The organism is Pseudomonas sp. MIL9 (assembly GCF_016887925.1).
Lineage (GTDB): Bacteria > Pseudomonadota > Gammaproteobacteria > Pseudomonadales > Pseudomonadaceae > Aquipseudomonas > Aquipseudomonas mohnii.
Genome location: NZ_JAFEHE010000002.1, coordinates 221,001 through 242,187, shown reverse-complemented (window position 1 = coordinate 242,187; position 21,187 = coordinate 221,001). Strand labels below are relative to the sequence as shown.

16 protein-coding genes and 1 pseudogene are annotated in these 21,187 nt (G+C 55.8%); 12 read left to right on the top strand and 5 right to left on the bottom strand.

All coding sequences use genetic code 11. The features are described 5' to 3' along the window. The first annotated feature begins 27 nt into the window (after positions 1 to 27). The 11 genes and pseudogenes from JQF37_RS03105 to JQF37_RS03055 all read left to right on the top strand — a co-directional run bounded on the left by JQF37_RS03105 (position 28) and on the right by JQF37_RS03055 (position 13,149). On the top strand, positions 28 to 1,149 hold the full coding sequence (locus JQF37_RS03105; RefSeq protein WP_130204398.1) for an FAD-dependent oxidoreductase: 1,122 nt from the start codon (positions 28 to 30) through the stop codon (positions 1,147 to 1,149). Positions 1,150 to 1,231: 82 nt separating this feature from the next. After that, complete coding sequence (locus tag JQF37_RS03100; RefSeq protein WP_130204397.1) at positions 1,232 to 2,914, top strand: DUF1302 domain-containing protein; 1,683 nt, start codon at positions 1,232 to 1,234, stop codon at positions 2,912 to 2,914. A 14-nt stretch (positions 2,915 to 2,928) separates the two neighbouring features. Then, on the top strand, positions 2,929 to 4,296 hold the full coding sequence (locus JQF37_RS03095) for a DUF1329 domain-containing protein (RefSeq protein WP_130204396.1): 1,368 nt from the start codon (positions 2,929 to 2,931) through the stop codon (positions 4,294 to 4,296). A gap of 57 nt (positions 4,297 to 4,353) precedes the next feature. Next, on the top strand, positions 4,354 to 5,412 hold the full coding sequence (locus JQF37_RS03090) for a YCF48-related protein (RefSeq protein ID WP_130204395.1): 1,059 nt from the start codon (positions 4,354 to 4,356) through the stop codon (positions 5,410 to 5,412). Between the two features lie 3 nt (positions 5,413 to 5,415). Beyond that, positions 5,416 to 7,882, top strand: a pseudogene (locus JQF37_RS03085) (MMPL family transporter). Further along, a complete protein-coding gene (locus JQF37_RS03080) occupies positions 7,872 to 9,047 on the top strand; it encodes an MFS transporter (protein ID WP_130204393.1) in 1,176 nt (391 codons plus the stop codon). Before JQF37_RS03085 ends, JQF37_RS03080 begins: the two are co-directional and overlap by 11 nt. After that, positions 9,044 to 9,820, top strand: a complete 777-nt coding sequence (locus tag JQF37_RS03075; RefSeq protein ID WP_130204392.1) for a glucose 1-dehydrogenase — start codon at positions 9,044 to 9,046, stop codon at positions 9,818 to 9,820. The genes JQF37_RS03080 and JQF37_RS03075 overlap by 4 nt, the downstream gene beginning before the upstream one ends. Before the next feature lie 9 nt (positions 9,821 to 9,829). Then, on the top strand, positions 9,830 to 10,402 hold the full coding sequence (locus tag JQF37_RS03070; RefSeq protein ID WP_130204391.1) for a cupin domain-containing protein: 573 nt from the start codon (positions 9,830 to 9,832) through the stop codon (positions 10,400 to 10,402). Then, the gene (locus tag JQF37_RS03065) at positions 10,399 to 11,391 is read left to right on the top strand and encodes a fumarylacetoacetate hydrolase family protein (RefSeq protein WP_130204390.1); all 993 of its coding nucleotides are present in this window, start codon (positions 10,399 to 10,401) and stop codon (positions 11,389 to 11,391) included. Before JQF37_RS03070 ends, JQF37_RS03065 begins: the two co-directional genes overlap by 4 nt. Then, the gene (locus JQF37_RS03060) at positions 11,382 to 12,380 is read left to right on the top strand and encodes an NAD-dependent epimerase/dehydratase family protein (RefSeq protein ID WP_130204389.1); all 999 of its coding nucleotides are present in this window, start codon (positions 11,382 to 11,384) and stop codon (positions 12,378 to 12,380) included. Before JQF37_RS03065 ends, JQF37_RS03060 begins: the two co-directional genes overlap by 10 nt. After that, entirely contained in the window at positions 12,367 to 13,149 is a 783-nt protein-coding gene (locus JQF37_RS03055) for a cyclase family protein (protein WP_130204388.1), read from the top strand. The genes JQF37_RS03060 and JQF37_RS03055 overlap by 14 nt, the downstream gene beginning before the upstream one ends. Positions 13,150 to 13,342: 193 nt before the next feature. Here the strand turns inward: JQF37_RS03055 and JQF37_RS03050 are convergent, their stop codons facing one another. The 4 genes from JQF37_RS03050 to JQF37_RS31270 all read right to left on the bottom strand — a co-directional run bounded on the left by JQF37_RS03050 (position 13,343) and on the right by JQF37_RS31270 (position 17,576). Next, entirely contained in the window at positions 13,343 to 13,708 is a 366-nt protein-coding gene (locus JQF37_RS03050; RefSeq protein ID WP_130204387.1) for a histone-like nucleoid-structuring protein, MvaT/MvaU family, read from the bottom strand. Positions 13,709 to 13,968: 260 nt separating this feature from the next. Next, complete coding sequence (locus JQF37_RS03045; protein WP_130204386.1) at positions 13,969 to 15,918, bottom strand: methyl-accepting chemotaxis protein; 1,950 nt, start codon at positions 15,916 to 15,918, stop codon at positions 13,969 to 13,971. A gap of 841 nt (positions 15,919 to 16,759) precedes the next feature. Beyond that, positions 16,760 to 17,341 (bottom strand): LysR substrate-binding domain-containing protein, encoded by a 582-nt coding sequence (locus JQF37_RS03040; protein WP_239142504.1) that lies wholly within the window; start codon positions 17,339 to 17,341, stop codon positions 16,760 to 16,762. Next, on the bottom strand, positions 17,337 to 17,576 hold the full coding sequence (locus JQF37_RS31270; protein ID WP_239142503.1) for a LysR family transcriptional regulator: 240 nt from the start codon (positions 17,574 to 17,576) through the stop codon (positions 17,337 to 17,339). Before JQF37_RS31270 ends, JQF37_RS03040 begins: the two co-directional genes overlap by 5 nt. Before the next feature lie 637 nt (positions 17,577 to 18,213). Between JQF37_RS31270 and JQF37_RS03035 the strand changes: the two genes are divergently transcribed. Then, positions 18,214 to 19,551 (top strand): MFS transporter, encoded by a 1,338-nt coding sequence (locus tag JQF37_RS03035; RefSeq protein WP_130204385.1) that lies wholly within the window; start codon positions 18,214 to 18,216, stop codon positions 19,549 to 19,551. 141 nt (positions 19,552 to 19,692) lie between these two features. Here the strand turns inward: JQF37_RS03035 and JQF37_RS03030 are convergent, their stop codons facing one another. After that, entirely contained in the window at positions 19,693 to 21,135 is a 1,443-nt protein-coding gene (locus JQF37_RS03030) for an MFS transporter (RefSeq protein ID WP_130204384.1), read from the bottom strand. Positions 21,136 to 21,187: the final 52 nt, after the last annotated feature.

The following is a 21,187-nucleotide window of genomic DNA, read 5'->3' as shown; positions in this document are numbered from 1 at the left end:
GAACAAGAACAACACGTGAGTAACTTCATGAATATTGCAAAAGTACTGATCGTCGGTGGTGGTATTGGTGGTTTGTGTGCCGCGATCGCATTGCGCCGTAAAGGGATTGAGGTCGACCTGGTCGAGATTAAGACCGAATGGACTGTCTACGGCGTCGGCATCATCCAGCAAAGCAACGTAGTCCGCGAAATGGCGAAGCTGGGCCTGCTCGATGCCTATCTTGATGCAGCTTACGCATTCGAAGACGTTGGTATCTACAACACCGACGGCGTACCTCTGGTTCGGATTCCTGGCCAGCGTCTTGCTGGCCCAGAGTATCCAGCGAACGTTGGCATCTCCCGTAGAGCCCTGCATAAGGTACTTAGCGAAACAGCTATCGAACTCGGCACCGACGTTCGCCTAGGTACTTCAATCGAGAGTTTTGAGCAGAACGAAGATGGTATCGATGTGCTGTTCAGCGATGGAAGCCGAGCTCGCTACTCTCTGGTTGTAGGCGCTGACGGCCTGTTCTCCAAGGTTCGTAACCTGATGTTCGGCGACAAGTACCAACCTCACTTCACCGGCCAATCCGTATGGCGTTACAACTTTCCACGCGCACCTGAAATCGATCATCTCGCCAACTACCAAGGCCCTTCGGGTAATGCGGGTCTCGTCCCTCTGGCTGATGACTTGATGTATCTCTTCACCACTTCTCACGAGCCGGGCAATCCCAGGATGGATGAAGGAACCCTGGCGGAGGAGCTTCGCAAGCGCCTCTCCGGCTTTGGTGGCCTGATCGGAAAATTGCGTGAGCAAATCACTGATAACTCGCAGGTTGTCTACAAGCCGCTTGAGGCAGTGTTCGTCGATGAGTGTTGGTACCACGGACGCGTCCTGCTCATCGGAGATGCCGCTCACGCCACTACTCCACACCTTGGCCAAGGTGCTGGCATGGCGATTGAGGACGCCGTTGTCCTGAGCGAGGAACTCGTCTCTGGCGGCACCTTGGCTGAACAACTGCAACGTTTCATGGATCGTCGATTCGAACGCTGCAAGTTCATCAGTGAGAAATCTCTATTCGCTGGCGAAAAAGAGATGCAACAAGATCGCGACTTCGATCGCATATCCCTGGTTAAGCAAATGCTGGAGGTCACTTCACACCCTGTCTGATATCGCAGTGGTGCGCCAAGCCTGTGGCGCACCCGATCGCAATCCAACACTGACCTAAAAAAACAAGAATGAGGTGACTTAAATGCTGTCTTGCAAGCACGCATCCACCCGGCCGTTGCCACCACTCAAACCTCTTGCATTCGCTATTTCTATGTTAGCGATCACCGCAGGACTACCTGATGCCCACGCATTCGAATTCGATACGGGGAATCCCGATCTTCGAGCACGGTGGGATAACACCCTGAAATACAGTTCGGCATGGCGCACAAAAGGTCAGAGCGACAAATTGATCGATGGCCAAACAGCGCTCAATCAGGATGACGGCGACCGTAACTTCGACAAGGGCCTTATCTCCAATCGTCTGGATCTGCTCTCTGAAATGGACATCACGTACAAAAACGTGGGAGCTCGTCTGAGCGGAGCCGCATGGTACGACGACGTCTACAACCGTGACACAGACAATAACGATCCGACTCGCGCCAACAGCTACTCAGTAGATTATGACGAGTTTACCAGTGACACCCGCACCCTGCATGGCCGTAAGGGTGAGCTTCTGGATGCCTTCCTTTTTGGCAAGACCGATATCGGCGACATGCAAGCCTCGGGTCGAGTGGGTCAGTACGCAATGCAGTGGGGCGAAAGTCTTTTCTACGGCATGAATGGTATCGCCGGTGGCATGGCGCCAATCGATGCAGTCAAAGCCTTGTCGGTACCCAATACCCAGTTCAAGGAGCTGATTCGTCCAGTCCAGCAGATCTCTGGTCAACTCCAATTGACTCCGGATGTATCCATCGGCGCCTATTACCAGTTCGAATGGGAGGCTAACCGTCTTCCAGCCGAAGGCAGCTACTTTTCCACCAGCGACACCTTCGGTGACGGAAACGAGCGCATGTTCATTGGCGCTCCGCTGTTTCCGGGTGCTCAACCGCTGGCTTTCTATCACGGCAATGACAAAGAGGCGAAGGACTCGGGGCAAGGTGGCGTTCAACTTCGCTGGCGTACGGAGTCGGTGGACTGGGGCCTCTACGCCATCCGCTTTCATGACAAGAACCCTCAGCTAAACGTACGCCCGGACTTCGCTAATCTGAACCCTCAATCGGGCAAAGCCGGCGAGTACTACTGGGTCTATCCAGAAGGTATCGAGTCTCTGGGTGCGAGTTTCTCCACCACACTCGGCAACTACAACATTGCTGGCGAGCTCTCCACGCGCTGGAACCAGCCTCTGGCATCCACCAACCAGCATGCCCTTGCGCCCGGCGAGTCGATCAACAACGACGATGATCCCTTGTATGCAACGGGGAAGACTCTGCACGCGAACATCTCCTGGCTGTCTAGCCTCGAGCCGAATTTTATCGTCCCGGAAGCCAACTTCCTCGGTGAGATCGCGTGGAACAGAGTCATGAGCGTCAGCAAAAACAAAGACGCCGTTGACCCGAATGCAGACCGCGATGCGACCAGTCTGCGACTTGTTTACGAGCCTATGTATCGCCAGTTCCTACCAGGTCTGGATTTGTCCGTGCCAATCGGCGCCAGCTACACAAACGGCGCCTCGGAGGCGCTAGGTACTGGCTTCGGTGCTGATCATGGCGGAGACCTCAATATCGGGCTCAAGGGCAACTACTTAAACACTTGGAACCTGGGATTAACTTACACGCACTACTACGGCCCGGAAAACACACTCCTGGATGCCAACAACAACTTCACGTTTGAGCAGTCGCTCAAAGACCGCGACTTCATCGCCTTCACTGTCGGCCGCACCTTCTGACCGAGGATTCTTCGATGAAACACAATAAGAAATTTGTATCCCTGCTTACTGCCTTGAGTGCCTCGTTGTTTTTTGCTCACGGAGTAATGGCTGCTGTCTCCGCCGATGAAGCGGCCAAATTAAAGTCGACGCTGACACCGTTTGGTGCACAACGCGCAGGAAATGCCGACGGTAGCATTCCCGAGTGGAAAGGTGGCCTCACCCAAGCCGATCCATCTTATAAGGAAGGCGGTAAGCGCAGCGACCCATTCGCGGCCGACCAAGCGCAGTTGACCATTACTGCTCAGAACATGGCTCAGTACGCCGATAAGTTGTCGGCTGGCACCCAAGCCATGCTGAAAAAGTACCCCGACAGCTACAAAGTCGTGGTGTACCCAACTCGTCGCAGTGCCGCTGCCCCGCAGTCCATTTACGACGCTACTTTCGCGAATGCCACCGGCGGTAAACTGGTGAACGGCCCGGCCGGGTCTATGCCTTTAGGCGCTGCCGGCGGTATTCCGTTCCCGATCCCCCAGAATGGTGAAGAAGCAATCTGGAACCACCTGCTGCGTTGGCGCGGAGCTTCGTGGCACGCCAATTTCTCTCAGTACCTCACCACTGCGGACGGAAAGCATGTACTGACGAACGACTCCCGGGCAGATCTTCAAATGCCTTGGTACCTACCCGGTTTCAGCAGTGACAAGGGCGTATTCTGGTCAATCCGGATGACGAACGACGGCCCACCATTGCGCGCTGGAGAGGCAATCACAGGTCTAGAGAACATCAACGCCGATAACACCACTGCTTGGACGTACCTCCCTGGTCAGCGCCGAGTGCGTCGTCTTCCTAACGCCTGCTGCGACACCCCTACTCCTGCGACAGCAGGGGTGATGAGCTTCGACGAGCTCAATGTGTTTACAGGCCGAATTGACCGCTTCGACTGGAAGTTGGTTGGCAAGAAAGAACTGTACATCCCGTACAACTCGAACCGGGTGTTCACGGCTTCCAGTCCCGAAGCACTCTTCGACGAGCACCATATGAAATCCGACGCCGTGCGTTGGGAACTACACCGTGTTTGGGTAGTTGAAGCCACCCTGAAAAACGGGGCTCGACACGTTATGCCGAAGAGCACCTATTACCTCGACGAGGACACCTGGACAGCCGTCCTTGGTGATCGCTACGACGCCAGGGGGCAGCTCGCAAAAGTGCTGTGGACTTCTCCAGTTGCGATGCCCGATCTCCCAGGCATTGTGTCGGTCACTACGGGGTTTTACGACTTGCTCTCCGGCGCATGGTTTGTCGGCGACGTTTTTGCTGGGAAGAGCGAGCAATACCGCATCGTGCCGCCCTACAAAGACTCGGTATTTACCGCTGACGCGATGGCGGGTGAAGGCGTTCGGTGATCCTGGCGGGGCGTAAGCCCCGCCTGCTTCAAATAAGAACAAAAAAGGTTGTGTGCGATGAAAAAGATACTCTCCGGCTTGCTAATGGCAGCGAGCTGCTCGTTGCTGCCGGTCTGGGCAGCAGATACGGTAGATGTCCTTTCCCAGAAAGCAGTACTCGGATCTCAAGCACTGCATGCAGTGCTCCTGGACGTCAACCAAGCCGGTTCGCGGCTGGTTGCAGTCGGCGAACGCGGTGTTGTACTGCTATCAGATGATGGCGGCCAACACTGGCGACAATCTGCCAGCCCCGTCAGCACAACGTTGACCAGCGTGCAATTCGTTGACTCCAAGAATGGCTGGGCTGTGGGTCACTCCGGTGTCGTGCTGCATAGCAGCGATGGCGGGGAAAGCTGGCAACTGCAGTTGGATGGAAAGCAAGCGGCTGCCATTGAGTTGCTAGCAGCCGAATACTCTGGGGATTCAAAGCGAATCGCTACAGCGCAAAGATTGTCGGCCGACGGTGCCGACAAGCCTCTGTTGGTGGTGAACTTCGTTGATGCAAAGCATGGCGTTGCCCTTGGGGCTTACGGTCTTGCCCTGAAGACGAAGGACGGAGGTAATACCTGGCAGTCCTGGATGAGTGATCTTCCAAATCCGCGAGGCCTGCATCTCTATGCGATGGCTCGCAACGGTGATGAAATCATCATCGCCGGTGAGCAAGGTTTGTTGTTGCGCTCCATCGATAGCGGCCTCACTTTCGAAGCTCTTAAGGGCCCGTACGAAGGCAGTTATTTTGCCGCAGCAATTCTTCCCAATAAGCGGATTCTGGTCGGTGGCCTGCGAGGCAAGCTGTTCTCCTCTGATGACGGTGGCATCAGCTTCCAGTCTGTCGATAACCCCATTCCTGCGTCCCTCAATGCAATTCGTATAGCAGGTCAAAACCTGTTGCTCGTCAACCAGGCCGGCATGCTCCTGCGAAGCGGACTTACAGATCTGCGCTTTCAGCCAATCGCCGTATCCGAAGGACTTCCTTTGACCTCTGTCAGTGAGACATCTGATGGCGCCCTGGTCGCCGTTGGTATGGCCGGCGCGCAGCGCCTAGCGCCTTCTTTCTCCTCCAAAATCGCGGACTGAGCCATGTACGTAAAGACCTCCCCTACTCCGTCTGCCGGCAGTCTCGACGATTTCGACAGCACCTCTGGCTCCGTACTTGAGCGAGCACTGTTTAACCATCGTGCCTTGGTTGTATTGCTTTGTCTGGTCGCGACAATCCTGCTGGCATGGCAGGCGACACGCGTGACACTCAACGCAAGCTTCGAGAAGATGATCCCGCGTGAGCATCCATACATCGTCAACTACCTAGAGCATCGCCAGGAACTGGCTGGTCTCGGGAATGCTGTGCGAATTGCCGTACTGAACCCAGAGGGGAGTATCTACGACAAAAAATATTTGCACACTCTCCAGCAACTCAGCGATGAGGTGTATCTGCTTCCTGGGGTTGACCGCGCAGCAATGAAGTCGCTGTGGACGCCATCTACTCGCTGGACTGGTGTCACCGAGGAAGGGCTGGAAGGCGGCCCAGTAATTCCCGATGGCTACGACGGCGGCAGTGCAAGCCTGGAATCCCTTAAGCGTAACGTTGAGCGCTCCAACGAGATCGGGCAGCTGGTGGCTTTCGACCAAGCCTCTAGCATTGTGTACGTGCCGCTGCTGGAACGAACTCCTGATGGTCAGCCTCTGGACTACACCGTCTTCGCTCATGAGATAGAGAAGCTGCGTACTAAGTACCAAGCTAAAGGTGTTGAGATCCACATCACCGGTTTTGCGAAAGTTGTAGGTGATCTAATCGATGGTCTCAAACAAATTCTGATGTTCTTCGCCGCAGCAATCTTGATCACCGCGGCAGTACTTTATTGGTACACCCGTTGCGTACGAAGCACCTTTCTGGTGGTGACCTGCTCTTTGATCGCAGTGATTTGGCAGTTGGGTTTACTGCCGTTGCTTGGGTACGAGCTCGACCCGTACTCGGTTCTAGTGCCGTTCCTGGTGTTTGCAATTGGCATGAGCCATGGCGCGCAGAAAATGAATGGCATCATGCAGGACATGGGACGCGGGATGCATCGCCTGGTGGCTGCGCGTTTTACATTCCGCCGACTGTTCCTGGCCGGCCTGACTGCGTTGCTATGCGATGCGGTGGGGTTCGCAGTTCTGATGATCATCAAGATTCAGGTGATCCAGGATTTGGCAGTAATCGCCAGTCTCGGCGTAGCTGTCCTCATCTTCACAAACCTAATTCTACTCCCAGTACTGCTCTCCTACATTGGCGTTAGCCAAAAAGCGGCTCGACGCAGCCTTCGCGGTGAGGAAGCTGAAGCGTCTGGCGAGGAGAAGCATGTTGGATCTCTTCACTCGCAAGCGTTGGGCAACGCTATGCGTAATCGTAGCGGCACTCATGGCCTGCGGAGGCTACGCAGTAAGCCTGAAGCTGAAGGTTGGTGATCTTGATGCTGGCGCTCCAGAGCTTCGCCCTGACTCTCGCTACAACCGTGACAATGGGTTCATAACACAGCACTACGGTGCAAGCAGCGACGTGTTTGCTGTGATGGTGAAGACTCGCGCTGGTGAGTGCTCGGCGTACAACACGTTGAAGCGAGTTGACGACCTGGATTGGCAGCTTCGCGGACTCGAGGGTGTCGACTCGACAAACTCCTTGGCCTTGTTGAATCGCCGCGTGCTGGTTGGTCTCTCCGAGGGTAGCCCCAAATGGTACGAGTTAGTGAACAACCAGGCGACCTTGAACATGGTCACCGCGGGTGCTCCTCGCGGTCTGTACAACGATGACTGCAGCCTGTTGACACTCTATGCCTACCTCAAAGACCACAAGGCCGACACGCTCAACAACGTTGTCGAAAATGTTGAAGGTTTTGCCAAGAACAATAACTCCGGCGATGCCACGTTTCTTCTGGCCGCCGGCAGCGCAGGCATTGAAGCGGCCACCAATATCGTCGTGAAACAGGCGAATCACGACATGCTGTGGTGGGTCTACGGCGCAGTCATTCTGCTTTGTCTGGTGACTTTCCGATCGTGGAGAGCAGTGCTCTGTGCAGTATTGCCTCTAATGCTCACATCAATTCTTTGTGAAGCATTGATGGTCGCGCTGGGTATGGGCGTCAAGGTTGCCACCCTGCCAGTTATCGCTCTAGGTGTAGGCATCGGTGTCGACTATGCGCTGTATGTCATGAGCATCGTGCTGGCCCAACTGCGTCAAGGCGAAAGCCTGTCCAGGGCCTATTACCAAGCGCTTCTTTTCACTGGCAAGGTAGTGATGCTGACCGGTGTGACACTCGCTATAGGCGTGGGCACCTGGATTTTCTCTCCGATCAAGTTCCAGGCAGACATGGGCGTGCTGCTAGCGTTCATGTTTGTCTGGAACATGGTGGGGGCGCTGATCTTGTTGCCGGCGCTGGCGTATTTCCTCTTGCCCCAGAAGCGTCCGGTGGCGGACACGCCCACAGTGCAGGGCCCGGTCGCCACACTCAAGCCGGTAGCGCAGGACAAGGCTTTTCAACGCCCAGCCGCCCTGGAGGTTCGTCATGAAGGTTGAATGCAAAGCCGGTACGCCGCAATCCTTGTTGTTGTTACTCGGCAGTTGCCTGCCGGTATTGGGCGCGGTATTGCTGGCCCCGGTGCTGCCACGCATGCAGGTGTATTTCGCCGACACACCGGGTGCTGCCGTGCTGGTACCGGTGGCCCTGACGCTACCGGCCTTGGTGATCGCCTTACTGGCGCCGTTCGCCGGGATGATCGCCGACCGTACCGGGCGTAAGCCCCTGTTGCTGGTGGCGATGCTGATTTACACGCTGTGCGGAACCTTGCCTCTGTGGCTCGATTCGCTGCAGGCCATTGTCCTAAGCCGCGCCGGCATCGGCCTGGCCGAGGCGGCGATTATGACCTGCTGCACCGCCCTGATGGGCGACTACTACAGCGGCGGGCGCCGCGAGCGGCTGTTTGCCTTACAGATGGTCGCGACCTCCTTGTCAGCGGCGCTGTTCATGGCGATCGGCGGGCAATTGGGCCAGGACAACTGGCGCGCGCCGTTCGCCTTGTATGCAGTGGGGCTGGTGTTTCTGCCGTTGATGGCGCTGTGGCTGTGGGAGCCACGCGAGTTGGTTGCGGCTGACGTCGCTCAGAACCGCTTGCCATGGCGAGGGTTGGTGCCGTTGCTGGTGCTGGCGTTGCTGGCGGGCATAAGCCTGTTCATCGTACCGGTGCAGGCTGGCTACCTGCTCAACCTGCTGGGCGTGGACGCGCCGCAACAGATCGGCATGACCATGGGCGGTAACCAGGTGGGCGTAGTGCTAGGCGCCCTGAGCTTTAGACTGATTGGTCGCGCTCGGTCTTCGTGGCTACTGCTGCTGGCGTTTGTGTTGGCCGGCAGCGGTGGATTGTTGATGGCGGGGGCGGGCAACCACGGCTTGGTTTCGTTGGCGGTATTTATCAACGGGCTGGGCATCGGCCTGATGCTGCCCACCTTGATCACCCGGATCATGGCCCAGGTCGATTTCAGCCAACGCGGGCGGGCCAGCGGCCTGTTTACCGCAGCGATCTTCGCCGGTGAGTTCGTCAGCCCCCTCGTGGTGCTAGCCATGACCGCAGGCGTTCCTTCAGCCTTGCCGACCGCGCTGGCCGTGATCGGCGGGCTGCAGTGGCTGGTAGCCCTGAGCTGCCTGCGCATCCCCACCATCGCCCCCTTGGGAGAACACGCATGAATGCAGACCTATTCGGCTTGGCCGGCAAGGCGGCGTTGATCACCGGCGCTACCCGCGGCATCGGCCTGGCCATCGCCCGTGCTTATGGCCGTGCCGGGGCGCGCCTGGCCATCAGTAGCGAGAATCTTGAAGACTGTACTCGGGTGGCCGCCACCTTGGCCGAAGAGGGCATTGACGCCTGGCCCATCGCCGCCGACCTCAGCCAGCAGGCGGATGTCGCTGTCCTGGCCGAGGCCGTGCTGGCGCGCTTTGGCAACCTCGACGCGCTGGTGTGCAACGCTGGCATCGCCCCGCACATGGGGCCACTGGCAACCGCCAGCGATCTCGACTGGGACGCGACCCTGACTGTGAACCTGCGCAGCGCATTGTGGCTGACCAGTGCCGTGCTACCGGCCATGGCAGCGCGAGGTGGCGGCAGCGTGGTGCTGATGGCCAGCATCGCCGGGGGGCGCGGCAACAAGGCACTGGGGCTTTACGGGATATCGAAGGCAGGCCTGGCACAACTCGCCCGTAATCTCGCTGTGGAATGGGGCCCCAAGAACATCCGCATCAATGCTATCAGCCCCGGCGTGATTCAAACCGAATTCGCGCGCCCACTAACGGATAACTCTGAAGTGATGCAGCGCCGCATAGCGCTCACCCCATTGCGTCGTGTTGGGCGCCCGGAGGAAGTGGCTGCCTTGGCACTTTTACTGGCCGCGCCTGGCGGCGCGTTCATCAGCGGACAAAATATTGTAGTCGATGGTGGTACCACCATCGGTGATGGAAACTAAGGAGACGTTATGCAAAAACTTCCAGATTTTAAACGCATTGTTACGGGTCACGATGCCAAGGGGCATGCCGTCGTCGCTAGCTGCGGCGCTACACCGAACAACTTCCCGCTCAAAGCGATTCCAGGTACCGTCTTCTACGAAGTATGGAACAGCGCAACCACCCCCGCCCCACTGGACAACGCTGAAGACCCTACTGCCCAGCCGCTGCAACTTAGCCCTGGGCCGCTGGGTAGCGTGATTCGAGTGGTGGATATCCCGCCGGACAGCATCCAAAACCAGGTCAGCGCAGAGGATGCAGCTGCTGCGTTCGCAGAGATTGGCCAAAGCCATGCAGGTACTGGAAAGGCCGACTCTAAACACAAACTTATGCACCGCACCGAGACATTGGATTATGGAGTCGTCACGGAAGGTGAGATTTGGTTGGTGCTTGACGGGGAAGAGGTTCACCTCAAAAAAGGTGACATCGTGGTACAGCGAGGCACCAACCACGCTTGGAGTAACCGCACAGAGCAAATGGCGAGGATGGTCTTCATCCTCCTGGACGGTCGTTATGCTCCAGATCTGCAGGAGCTCCTGCCATGAAACTTGCCACACTCAATGACGGTACCCGGGACGGACGCCTGCTCGTGGTCTCGCGCGATCTACAGCATGCTGTAGACGCCAGCGGGATTGTCGCCACAATGCAGGCTGCGTTGGATAGCTGGGAAAACGTGCAATCGGATCTGGAAAATCTTTATCGTAGTTTGAACCGCGGTGAGGTTGCCGAAAGCTTTGAGCTTGTCATTGAACAGTTGATGGCCCCACTGCCGCGCGCATGGCAGTGGTTGGACGGATCCTGCTTCCTCAGCCATGGCGAATTGATGCAGAAAGCTTTCAACCTGGAGCCCATCGAGAACATCGAACGTATCCCCCTGATCTACCAGGGTGCCGGCGACGATTTTCTTGGCCCGCGCGCAGACATACCCTTGCCCAGCGAGGCTCATGGCATCGATTTCGAAGGCGAGTTTGCTGTACTGCTAGACGACGTCCCTATGGGTTGTCCTGCTGAGCAGACACTAAAACATATTCGCCTGGTACTGCAGTTAAACGACGTTAGCCTTCGCGCCTTGGCACCGCGAGAGATGAAGACTGGCTTTGGTTTCCTTCAGGCTAAGCCTACTACCAGTTTCGCCCCTGTAGCTGTGACCCCAGACGAACTGGGCGAAGCGTGGATTAACGGCCGTGTAAATCTCCCATTAAAGGTCGAATGGAATGGCGAGTGGTTTGGTCATCCGCACGGAGGAGCCATGCACTTTGGCTTCCACCAGTTAATTGCCCACGCTGCGCTGACGCGCAAACTGAGTGCCGGTACGTTGATCGGCTCAGGCACAGTTTCAAATGCCGACCGGTCTGTTGGGTCTGCCTGCATTTCGGAGCGCCGAGCCATCGAGACCATCGCTGAAGGTGCACCTCGCACCGGATTCATGCACTTCGGTGACAGGATACGAATGGAGGTCAGAGGGCCCAATGATGATGTGCTATTTGGCGCAATCGATCAGCGTGTGGTGCAGGGAGGCTGGACATGCGTGTGATGGTCAGTGGTGCCAATGGATTCGTTGGTCGTGAACTGGTCACCCACCTGCTGAAGCTGGGTGAGATTCGCGGGCGAAAGATCGAAGCGCTTCTGCTGCTTGACCAGAACCTGGATGACCTCCCAGAAGACAGTCGCCTGCGCCGCCATTCCGGCAGCATTACCGATCCGGCACTGTTGCGTCGGGTGTTGGCAGACGGCATCGATGTGGTTTTTCACCTCGTTAGCATCCCTGGCGGCGCAGCAGAGATGAATTACGAGCTGGGCTACCAAGTCAATTTGCAAGCCAGCCTGGAGCTCCTGCATCAATTGCGCAACCACGACTGCCCCCCAGTGTTGGTCTATGCAAGCAGTGTTGCGGTATACGGAGGTGACCTCCCTGCGAGAATGGATGAAACGCAGGCTGAGCACCCTCAGCTTTCCTACGCAGCACACAAGCGCATGATCGAGATTGCCATTGAGGACTTGGCTCGTCGAGGGGAAGTCGACGGACGTGTGTTACGACTTCCCGGGATTGTCGCTCGCCCAACCGAACCAAACGGTTTGAAGTCCGCTTTCATGAGCGACCTTTTGCATGCGTACGCTGCAGGTGATTCGTATGACTGCCCAGTTTCACCGCATGCAACTGCATGGTGGATGTCGGCCCGTTGTTGCGTGGAGAACCTACTACATGCCGCAGAGCTCACAAACCTGGCGGAGGATCGACTCTGGCAGTTGCCGGTATTGCAACTATCCATAGCCCAAGTTCTCGATGCCCTCGCAGCTCGCTTCGGCAAAGCTAATGGCGAAAAAATCAAATTCAAACCCGAGCCTCAGCTGGAGGCCTTATTCGGGCACCAGCCACCACTTCGAACCCCGCGAGCTCGCGCAATGGGTTTTCGTCATGATGGTTCCGTTGCTGCTCTACTGCGTAATGCGCTGAGAAACGCTCCAAATATCAACCTATCGACAACATCCAAAGCAGGAGCCGCAGTCCATGAACCTCAATAAATGTCGAATGCTCGATTTATCGGTCTGCCTGGACAACAACCCCTATACAGATCCGCCGCCTCTGCTCCCCAAGATCGACTACATGGATCACCAGGAAGGCTGGCCCGAAATGGCAGCCATGTTCCCGGGTCTGCGCAAAGAAGATCTGCCTGGCAATGAGTCATGGGCGGCTGAGCGGCTCAGTATTACTACGCATAGTGGTACTCATATGGATGCACCTTGGCACTATGCATCCACGACGGACGGTGGGAAACCGGCATTCGGTATCGATGAGTTGCCGTTGGAATGGTGTCTACAGCCTGGCGTAAAGCTCGACTTTCGGCACTTGCCCGATGGACACGTGGTTACTGTATCGGAGTTGGAAGCTGAGTTACGGCGAATCAATCACGAACTGAAGCCCTTGGAAATCGTCGTAATAAACACACGAGCCGGAAGTCTGTTTGGGCAGCCGGGCTACCTCGATGCAGGCGTCGGAATGGGGCGTGAAGCGACCTTGTATCTATTAGAGCGAGGGGTGCGTGTGGTGGGCACAGACGCCTGGAGTTGGGATGCCCCCTTCAAGTACACCAGAGAGAAATTCGCCAAGTCAGGTGACGCTTCGATCATTTGGGAAGGTCATAAGGCCGGGCGTGACATCGGCTACGGTCAAATGGAAAAGCTGGCCAACCTGGAATTACTTCCCGCGTCAGGGTTTTGGATTTCGTGCTTTCCCTACAAAATCCGACACGCCTCTGCAGGTTTTGTCCGCGCCGTAGCTTTATTTGAATGACTTTGCTAGCACAAATATAAACCGGCTTGGCATGGATGCCGAGCTCGATAATGAAGGAAATGACGAGTAGGAAAAAGTAAGACTATGTTAAGTGCGTAATACGCCCCCCCCTACTTACCCAAGGAAAAAATATCCCTTAAAACGCCATCAAAAAAACGGGCCCTCGAAGAGCCATTTTGTACTCAAACCAAAATCACTTGGTCAACCAGGACTCGACGGTTGCGGAGCCGTGTTCAGCTTTCCATTCCTTCAGAGTCTTGTGATTGCCGCCTTTGGTTTCGACGACTTCGCCGGTGTGAGGATTTTTGTAGATCTTCACTTGGCGTGGTTTACGAGTGCTGGTCTTGGACTCGGCTGCTGGTGCGCGACGACCAGACTTCGGATCAAGCAGGTTGATCACGTTCGGCAGGCTGTAGCCGTACTCGGCAAGCAGAGCGCGCAGCTTTGTCTCAAATTCGATCTCTTTTTTTAGTCCAGAATCGCCTTTGAGGGCTTCGAGAGCTTGAAGCTGTTCAGCGAGGTGTTTTTCGAGTTGGCGGAATTCCGCGAGCTTGGACATGGTCGTTCTCTAGATAGTTAGTCGCCTAACAATACAACAAAAACTGCAATTTGATTCCAGGTTCGCGCACTAACTTACCTTCAGACAAATAAGTTGGAGTGCAGATGGTGCCTCCCTTGGCACAAACCTACTGGTTCGATGATGGTTGGCGTCTGCTCACCCTGAAGCATTCAACTTTATTGGTGTTTCACACACAACCCGTTTTGTGTCCCAGAAAGTATCTTAATTCAGTCGCAACAGCCTAGATAGGGAATCCGATTTCAGGTGTCGCTGTGAAATTCCCCTACAGCTTCACCAAGGCTGACACTAAGGCGCTGCAAGTTGCCATTAGCCAGCTCCAGCCGGACGCACTCCTCAGCATTTTGCTCTACCACCGAGTCAACCTTGCAGAGAGCTGCATCAACTCGACAAACCATGTCGTGTTGCATCGCTGCAGCTTGGGCAATGCTCTGTCCGGTATGTTCAACTCTCGTGATGGCCTCGGTAATGGAGTCCAGAACTAGGCTCGCGCGCACTGTCAGATCAACACCTTCGGCGGTCAAACGCTGACTGTCGCAAAGACTAGCGGCGGTCTCGCCAGTCACCAGCTCTAGACGCCGAATCATGCTATCAATCTCTCCTGTCGACGCTCGCGTTCGACTGGCGAGCGCCCTTACTTCGTCCGCTACTACAGCAAATCCACGACCATGTTCGCCGGCGCGTGCAGCTTCAATGGCGGCGTTCAAGGCCAATAGATTTGTCTGCTCAGCAATGGCGCTGATCACGTCCAGCACACTGGTAATAGTTCGACTCTCTGTTTGTAGCAGTTCCATAGAGCTCGCACTGCTGGTCATTTCCTGTGACAGCCGCTGTAGGCTTTGACTGGCCTGACGTACCAGATCGTCCCCCTGATGAATCAGCTCGCTGGCTTCGCCCAAGGTCGCCTGGCTGCCTCCGACTTGCTGGTTGACCTGCCCAGCTGCTTGGGTCATATGCCTCATCGCCTCAACCACCTCAGCGGTTTGCTCACGCTGTGCACGTACACCCTGCCCTGTGCGCTGTACCATTGCGCCTAACGCGGCGGCGGCAGAATCAAGCTGTTGCACATCGTTGCCGATCCGCCCCACAAGACTGCGTAGCGCCTGCAACATCAGGTCGATAGCGCGGCTGAGCTGACCCAATTCGTCTTGCCGACCGAGCAGCGTGGGACGATCCTTTAGATCTCCTTCGGCCACACGTTGCGCGAGACCCAGCATCAACTTTAGGGGGGAGACAATCGAGCGACGGATCAAAAAACACGCTCCGATACTGAGCACTACCGAAAGCAGCACCATGGCAGCCAGCTGTTGTTCCAGACGTCGCCGCCGTAATTCATAAGATTGCGCAGCCCTATCGAGCTCGTCTTCCAACAACGTCGTCACTTTCTCAGCCGAAATCGACATACTCACCTGTTGCGCCATAGCCTGTTCGCCGCTGACTGCATAAGCCAAAAACGCCTGACGATATTCAGTCAACGCAGCATTGGCCTCATCCAGTGCACGACGACGATCCCCTTCGAGTTGCGAACTCAGGCTGCTTAACGCGGTACCTAGCTCACTTACTCGATTGATCCAGTCATCCCGATAGCGCTGCTGCGGATCAAGGGAAAAATACAGCTCGCTGTCGCGCAGATTGGCCAAGCGTTCGCGTAACGAAACCGCCGCCTCCAAATGCTGCATTGATTGCACGTCGGGCAGGTTGTGCCGCTCAATATCCAGATTGATATCGTCCACTTGGTCGAGGAACACTTCGCTGAAACGCTGCCCCGCTGTTCCCGCCAGCACTTGCATACGAATCCTCGCCTGTAATGCCTGCTGGCGCGCCTCGGCATATGCTTGAAATGCTTTCAGGTAACGCTCGGATGAGTCCGCTAGCTTACGCCCGGAGTCTTCGCCCAAATGTGCAAGCCGCAAACTGACTTGAAGCTGCTGTAAAGAGTCCTCGACCTGCCTGGCCGCCTCCGGTGACGGCAGCAAACCGAAATCCCTCTCGGCAACCCGCGCGTGGTCGAGGTTAGCTTTCTGGTTATCCAGCTCACGTAACTGACTGGCGCTCGATTGTGTTATCTGCACTGAATACCAAGCGGTGAATGCCATACCCATAGTGCAGATCAGCACTAGACCGAAGCCAAGCGACAACTTGCCGCCGACACTGAGGCGGCTCAGCAAATCACCCAAGAAACGGTTCGTCATTTGTTAGCCCTGAGAAATGTGTCCAAACCCAGACTCAAATCGGGATAACCGGCCTGCATCTCAAAGGCGTAGGTGGTGTTAGAAAGGACTGAGACCAACGCAGTGGCGAGTGTCAGATTGAAAGGCATACGACGCGATGCAGAGATGGAGTGAATAGCCATCGAACGAACCTTCTTTTATTGTTTTTGTTAGGGATGTCATCTGCAACCTACGGCCAGGAATGGCGGCTCGCATCGTTGCCGGTTACTTGGTGGGATAGACCAAGCGACGGGCACAGGTTGCCGTGGCACTGCGGCGCTGACCAATCACTTGTTGGGATGCGAGCTATTGGCAATCGCGATATCTGAAACGTGTGCGAGCGATTTACCGGTCGCGGTAGGGATGGCAGATACTGGAGTGTCTAACGTCCCAGCAGTGAGATGAAGGTCGAAGCACTCAAACTGTAGATCTCGATTAACCGAGCATCCTCATCGAAGGGCATCAATGAAACAATGGCAAGTCCTATTCCCCTGCTGCCTGTTCGACATCGAGTGGCGCAAAAAATCCTTACGATGTAGTAAACCGGGGTTCGTATCGGAAGGTTAAGGATCAGAGAGCGCCCGCATTGGCGAGCCTAGATTCGTTACCTTGATTTATTCGTCTTTCGCTGAGAGCGGTGAATTTAGGTCATCCCAATCCTTCCCGCTGATGAGACCTGGTCGTTGTTTTGGGCTAACTTAAACAGGTGAGGGGGTGACTGCTCGGCCGGCTGGGCGGTGGCGAGCTTGATGCGCAAAGAAATATGGTTAGTAATCTTCGCCAAATAGCATTGTCGAGTGCTTGGACAGACCGCAAAGTGACGTCACGTCCGATCCATAAAGGATTGCAGGCGCGGCACCATAAAATCGAGGAACGTCCGGATACGCTGAGGCACATTTTGCCCACCCTGATACAGTGCATGGACTTCCTCGCTGTCATACCCTGCGTGTGCGAGCACTTCGACTAGGTGGCCCGCAGCGATATCTTCATCGATATGAAAATCAGCCAATCGGGCAATTCCCACTCCTGCTAACGCCATACGTCGAACGGTTTCACCGTTGTTGGCCTGTAAACTGCCTTGGACGATTCGGTCGATAATTCTGCCACTTTGATGCATAGGCCAGACCGGGTTCAATCGCTGGAAATTAAAACTCAGGCAATTGTGCTCGGTGAGTGACTCAATAGTTTCAGGCATTCCGTATTTTGACAGGTACAACGGAGACGCAACCATCTTGCGCCGGGCAACACCAATTCGTCTCGCGCGCAAAGTCGAATCACTCAATGCACCAACCCTGAAAGCAATATCCGTTCGATCAAGGTATAGATCGACGAGGTCATCGGACAAGGACAGATGGATCTGAATGTTTGGGTGCGCCTCCCAGAAGGCTGGCAAATTGGGTTCAATACCCAGCGTACCGAACGCTACCGACGCGTTGATCCGTACAACTCCGCGCTTTCTGTGCTCCTTGTGTCAATGCACGCTCGACGTCATCAAGTTCAGCCAACAACGCGTTACTGCGCTCGTAGTAAATGCGGCCTTCGTCAGTCAATGACAACTTTCGGGTTGAGCGCTCAAGCAAACGAATCCCGAGCCGAAGTTCCAATCGAACAATCAGCTTGCTAACCGTTGACGGTGTCATCATCATTTGACGCGCCGCTTGCGAAAAGCTACCGGCATCTCACCCGCTCGGTTATCCACGTCTGTCTTCCTCTCATTGATATGCTGAAAAATATCACAAACGACAGCCTTCCATACGCAGCGATTAGTGAGCACCGTTCTTTGCACTTATGAATCCAAGTCACAAGAAACTGTATTGCTCGATAAATGACCGGCGTGATTAGTGCTGATTCTCTCCCTCACTACCCAATTGCTCATCAACAGCGTCGTGATGCTGCTTGCGTGTTGTCCTGCATCTCGTATCAGAGCATGGCCGGTCTCGTCCCCTCAGAAGTCGCATAAAAACAGGTCAAGCAACTGCTGACGTAAAAGCTTTTCAATTTCGACATCGACCACTGCCTTACCCCCCTGCCCCTCGGCACGTCCGTTCGTTGCCATTCGGTTACGAGAAGTTGTCCTGCCTTGCAAAGCAGTGGGGTTATCAGGGCCACTGGCGTTTGAGGGCGACATGAAATTTATAATGCAGCAGCCGTTCATACCTTCTAGGTATCAAACACCACTCAAATGATATTAGACCCCGTTAAGTTTCGAACTTAGCCTGTGATCCGTAAGGCTATGCGTACGCATAAAAAATAAAAATGCCTTTTAATGGAGCAATTATGAGTACTCATTGTTCGATTCCCAAGCTTCTCGACGGCACTCGAATCAGCGCATTTCAATGGAAAGTATTTGGCCTCTGCTTTTTCGTCGCCATACTCGACGGCTTTGATACTCAAGCCATTGCATTCACAGGTCCCTCAATCATTCAGTTTTTCGGACTGGGCGCAGGTGCATTGGCACCGATTCTCACCGCCGGTATTGTCGGCATGGTGCTCGGAGCAATGACATTGGGACTGTTGGGCGACAAATGTGGTCGGCGACCGACAATTATCGGGTCGGTCACCTTATTTGGTGTGGCCTCCTTAGCCACCGCATTTGCGCAGACTACCGAGCAGATTCTGATTTTGCGGTTTATCGCGGGACTTGGAATGGGCGGCGCAACTCCCGTGGTTCTGTCGCTTGCGGCCGAGTACGGCAGCGCCAAACATCGCGGCACAATCATGACCACTGTTTTGCTTGGATTGCCTGCGGGCGCCATTCTGGGGGGATTGTTGGCGGCAAAAATGCTGCCCTCGATCGGCTGGCAAGGTATTTTTGCTGTTGGCGGTATTGTGCCGCTGGCGCTGGTGGGGATATTGGTGTTCGCGTTGCCTGAGTCGCTGTATTTTTTAGCGAGGAATCAATCAAATATCAGCCGTCAAAAGATTGCGCGAATTATCGTCAGCATCACCAAAATCCAAACAACTCCCGACGCCACTTACAGCGTTCCTGAGACGGAAGTCAAAACCAGGGTGGCTTCGTTGTTCAATGGCGGCCTGGCTCGTAATACCCTGGGGATATGGACGGTCTACCTGTTTAACTGGGTTGCCTGGTTTATGTTTCTATCCTGGCTGCCCACTGTTCTTAAAGCGACCGGATTACCCGCAGAACAGGCGCCAATGGGTACTGTCGCGGTCAATGCAGTGTTTGTTGCGTGTGCCATACCACTGTCTATCATCTTGCCGAAGATCAACACGCGTCTTTTGCTGCTTATCCTGTTCCTGTTCGGGATCGCGCTTTGCTGGGGACTGGCTAACAGTGGCACCAATTGGACGCTGGTGTTCATCCTGGCCGGCTGCGCAGGTGTAGGCATCGGAGGTCAGCAAATAGTATTGAACTACATGGTTGCCCAAGCCTACCCCACTGCCCTGCGTGCAACGGCAACAGGCTGGGCTATTGCACTGGGGCGGGTCGGGGCCATTATCGGATCGGCAAGCGGTGGCTGGTTTCTTGAACACGGTGGGCCCGCTGGCTACTACTCGGCGCTGATCATTCCACTGGTCATTGCCTCAGCCGGGCTGATCATTATTCGCCCTCAAATCGATGCGGTGGAAGGTCATCCGCTCGCCACTCATTGATTCTCAGCGGTTACACGGGAAGGTCCCGAGGAGGACGTTCACTACGGTTCATCCTCCTCTAACCCCGGTACAACCCAACCCGATGCCAAGGATGGGTTCGCTAACCTCGCACATGCACAGTTGAATGCTCCAAGGCACCCGTCACGCTGTTCGTGTGCGATGGCGGGTTCCGGACTGGACAGGTATCGCTGTCCCGGCACTGGCTATTTCCCAGGCATCACGGGCTTCGTCCAGGTCGCGGTTAAGTGTTTCCGGGGTCTTGAGCGTGGTGTACAGGGTGATCAGCGTGAGCAGCGTCAGGTAGCAGGCAATCGGCAGCCAGGCTTTGACACCGGAGCTGGCGTCGCCGTCGTGGCTCGCCACCACCAACGCGATGATGCCGGCACCGATCATCGGTGCAATGCCACCTGCGATCACGGCCGACGCTTCCCGGGCAATCGACACGCCCATGTAGCGGTGACGCGCCCCGAACAGCTCAGGCATTAGCGCCGCCTGGGTACCGAACATGCCCCAGGTACCGATGCCCAGTGCGATGGAGATGGCAATGATGCTCGTCACCACGTTACCAAGACTCAGTATCCACCATACCGGGAAGGCCAGTGCCAGCTGCAGCAGCGCGAAGGCGCGATAAACCACCACGCGGCCAAAGCGATCACTGAGCTTGCCCGCAATCGGCACCGTCATCGCGCCGAGGCTTGCCGCGCAGATCAGGGTCAGCACCCCCACCGGCCCTTGCAGACCGACTACACCCACGATGTAACTGACAGCCAGGGCCTGGTAGATCGAGGAGCCACCGTTTTCCGCCAGTCGCAGGCCGATGCCGATCAGCAAGGTGGGTTTGGAGTGTTCCATGGCACTTTTGAGCGGGTTAACGCATACGCGCTTGAGCGCCTTGAGACGCATAAAGGTCGGCGACTCCTTGAGTGACAGACGCATATACAAGCCCAGCGCAACGATCACAACACTGCTGAAAAACGGCAAACGCCACATCCCGCTCTCGATGACGTTGGCATTGCCGTTGACCACCAGGAAATACACCAGCGCCGCGAGGATGGTGCCCAACTGGATGCCGAGGAACGGTAAAGCGGCGTAGAAACCGCGCTGCCCCTCCGGAGCGTACTCGGTCATCATCACCGCAGCACCGGCCTGTTCGGCACCAGCGCCCAACCCCTGGAGCAGACGCAGGACCACCAGTAATACCGGTGCGAGATAGCCAACCTGATGGAACGTCGGCAATGCACCCATTAGCGTGCTGGAAATGCCCATCAACAGCACCGTCGACGCCAGCACGAACTTGCGCCCGACGCGGTCACCGATCATGCCGAACAGTACCCCGCCCAACGGCCGTATCGCAAAGCCCAGGAAGTAGGTGCCGAAACTGGCGATCAGGCTCATGGCGCGGGTTTGTTCTGGAAAGAACAGCGGCCCGAAGATCAGCGCAGAGGCCAAGGTGTACAGCGCGAAATCGTAGTATTCCAGGGCACTGCCCAGGGAGCAGGACCAGGCTGCGCGGTGCAGATCTTTCTTGCGCTCGCGCGCATCAGGGATCGAAGAAACGTCGGATGGAGAATGATCGAGAGTCATCGCGGAACCTCCAGGTGCCTTTCTGGCATCTTTTTATTGACGGGTAATTGGG

Bases quoted from the DNA above. Each gene is read 5' to 3' on its own strand.
- JQF37_RS03105 (WP_130204398.1), top strand. From the start codon at position 28: ATGAATATTGCAAAAGTACTGATCGTCGGTGGTGGTATTGGTGGTTTG.
- JQF37_RS03100 (WP_130204397.1), top strand. From the start codon at position 1,232: ATGCTGTCTTGCAAGCACGCATCCACCCGGCCGTTGCCACCACTCAAA.
- JQF37_RS03095 (WP_130204396.1), top strand. From the start codon at position 2,929: ATGAAACACAATAAGAAATTTGTATCCCTGCTTACTGCCTTGAGTGCC.
- JQF37_RS03090 (WP_130204395.1), top strand. From the start codon at position 4,354: ATGAAAAAGATACTCTCCGGCTTGCTAATGGCAGCGAGCTGCTCGTTG.
- JQF37_RS03080 (WP_130204393.1), top strand. From the start codon at position 7,872: ATGAAGGTTGAATGCAAAGCCGGTACGCCGCAATCCTTGTTGTTGTTA.
- JQF37_RS03075 (WP_130204392.1), top strand. From the start codon at position 9,044: ATGAATGCAGACCTATTCGGCTTGGCCGGCAAGGCGGCGTTGATCACC.
- JQF37_RS03070 (WP_130204391.1), top strand. From the start codon at position 9,830: ATGCAAAAACTTCCAGATTTTAAACGCATTGTTACGGGTCACGATGCC.
- JQF37_RS03065 (WP_130204390.1), top strand. From the start codon at position 10,399: ATGAAACTTGCCACACTCAATGACGGTACCCGGGACGGACGCCTGCTC.
- JQF37_RS03060 (WP_130204389.1), top strand. From the start codon at position 11,382: ATGCGTGTGATGGTCAGTGGTGCCAATGGATTCGTTGGTCGTGAACTG.
- JQF37_RS03055 (WP_130204388.1), top strand. From the start codon at position 12,367: ATGAACCTCAATAAATGTCGAATGCTCGATTTATCGGTCTGCCTGGAC.
- JQF37_RS03050 (WP_130204387.1), bottom strand. From the start codon at position 13,708: ATGTCCAAGCTCGCGGAATTCCGCCAACTCGAAAAACACCTCGCTGAA.
- JQF37_RS03045 (WP_130204386.1), bottom strand. From the start codon at position 15,918: ATGACGAACCGTTTCTTGGGTGATTTGCTGAGCCGCCTCAGTGTCGGC.
- JQF37_RS31270 (WP_239142503.1), bottom strand. From the start codon at position 17,576: ATGACACCGTCAACGGTTAGCAAGCTGATTGTTCGATTGGAACTTCGG.
- JQF37_RS03035 (WP_130204385.1), top strand. From the start codon at position 18,214: ATGAGTACTCATTGTTCGATTCCCAAGCTTCTCGACGGCACTCGAATC.
- JQF37_RS03030 (WP_130204384.1), bottom strand. From the start codon at position 21,135: ATGACTCTCGATCATTCTCCATCCGACGTTTCTTCGATCCCTGATGCG.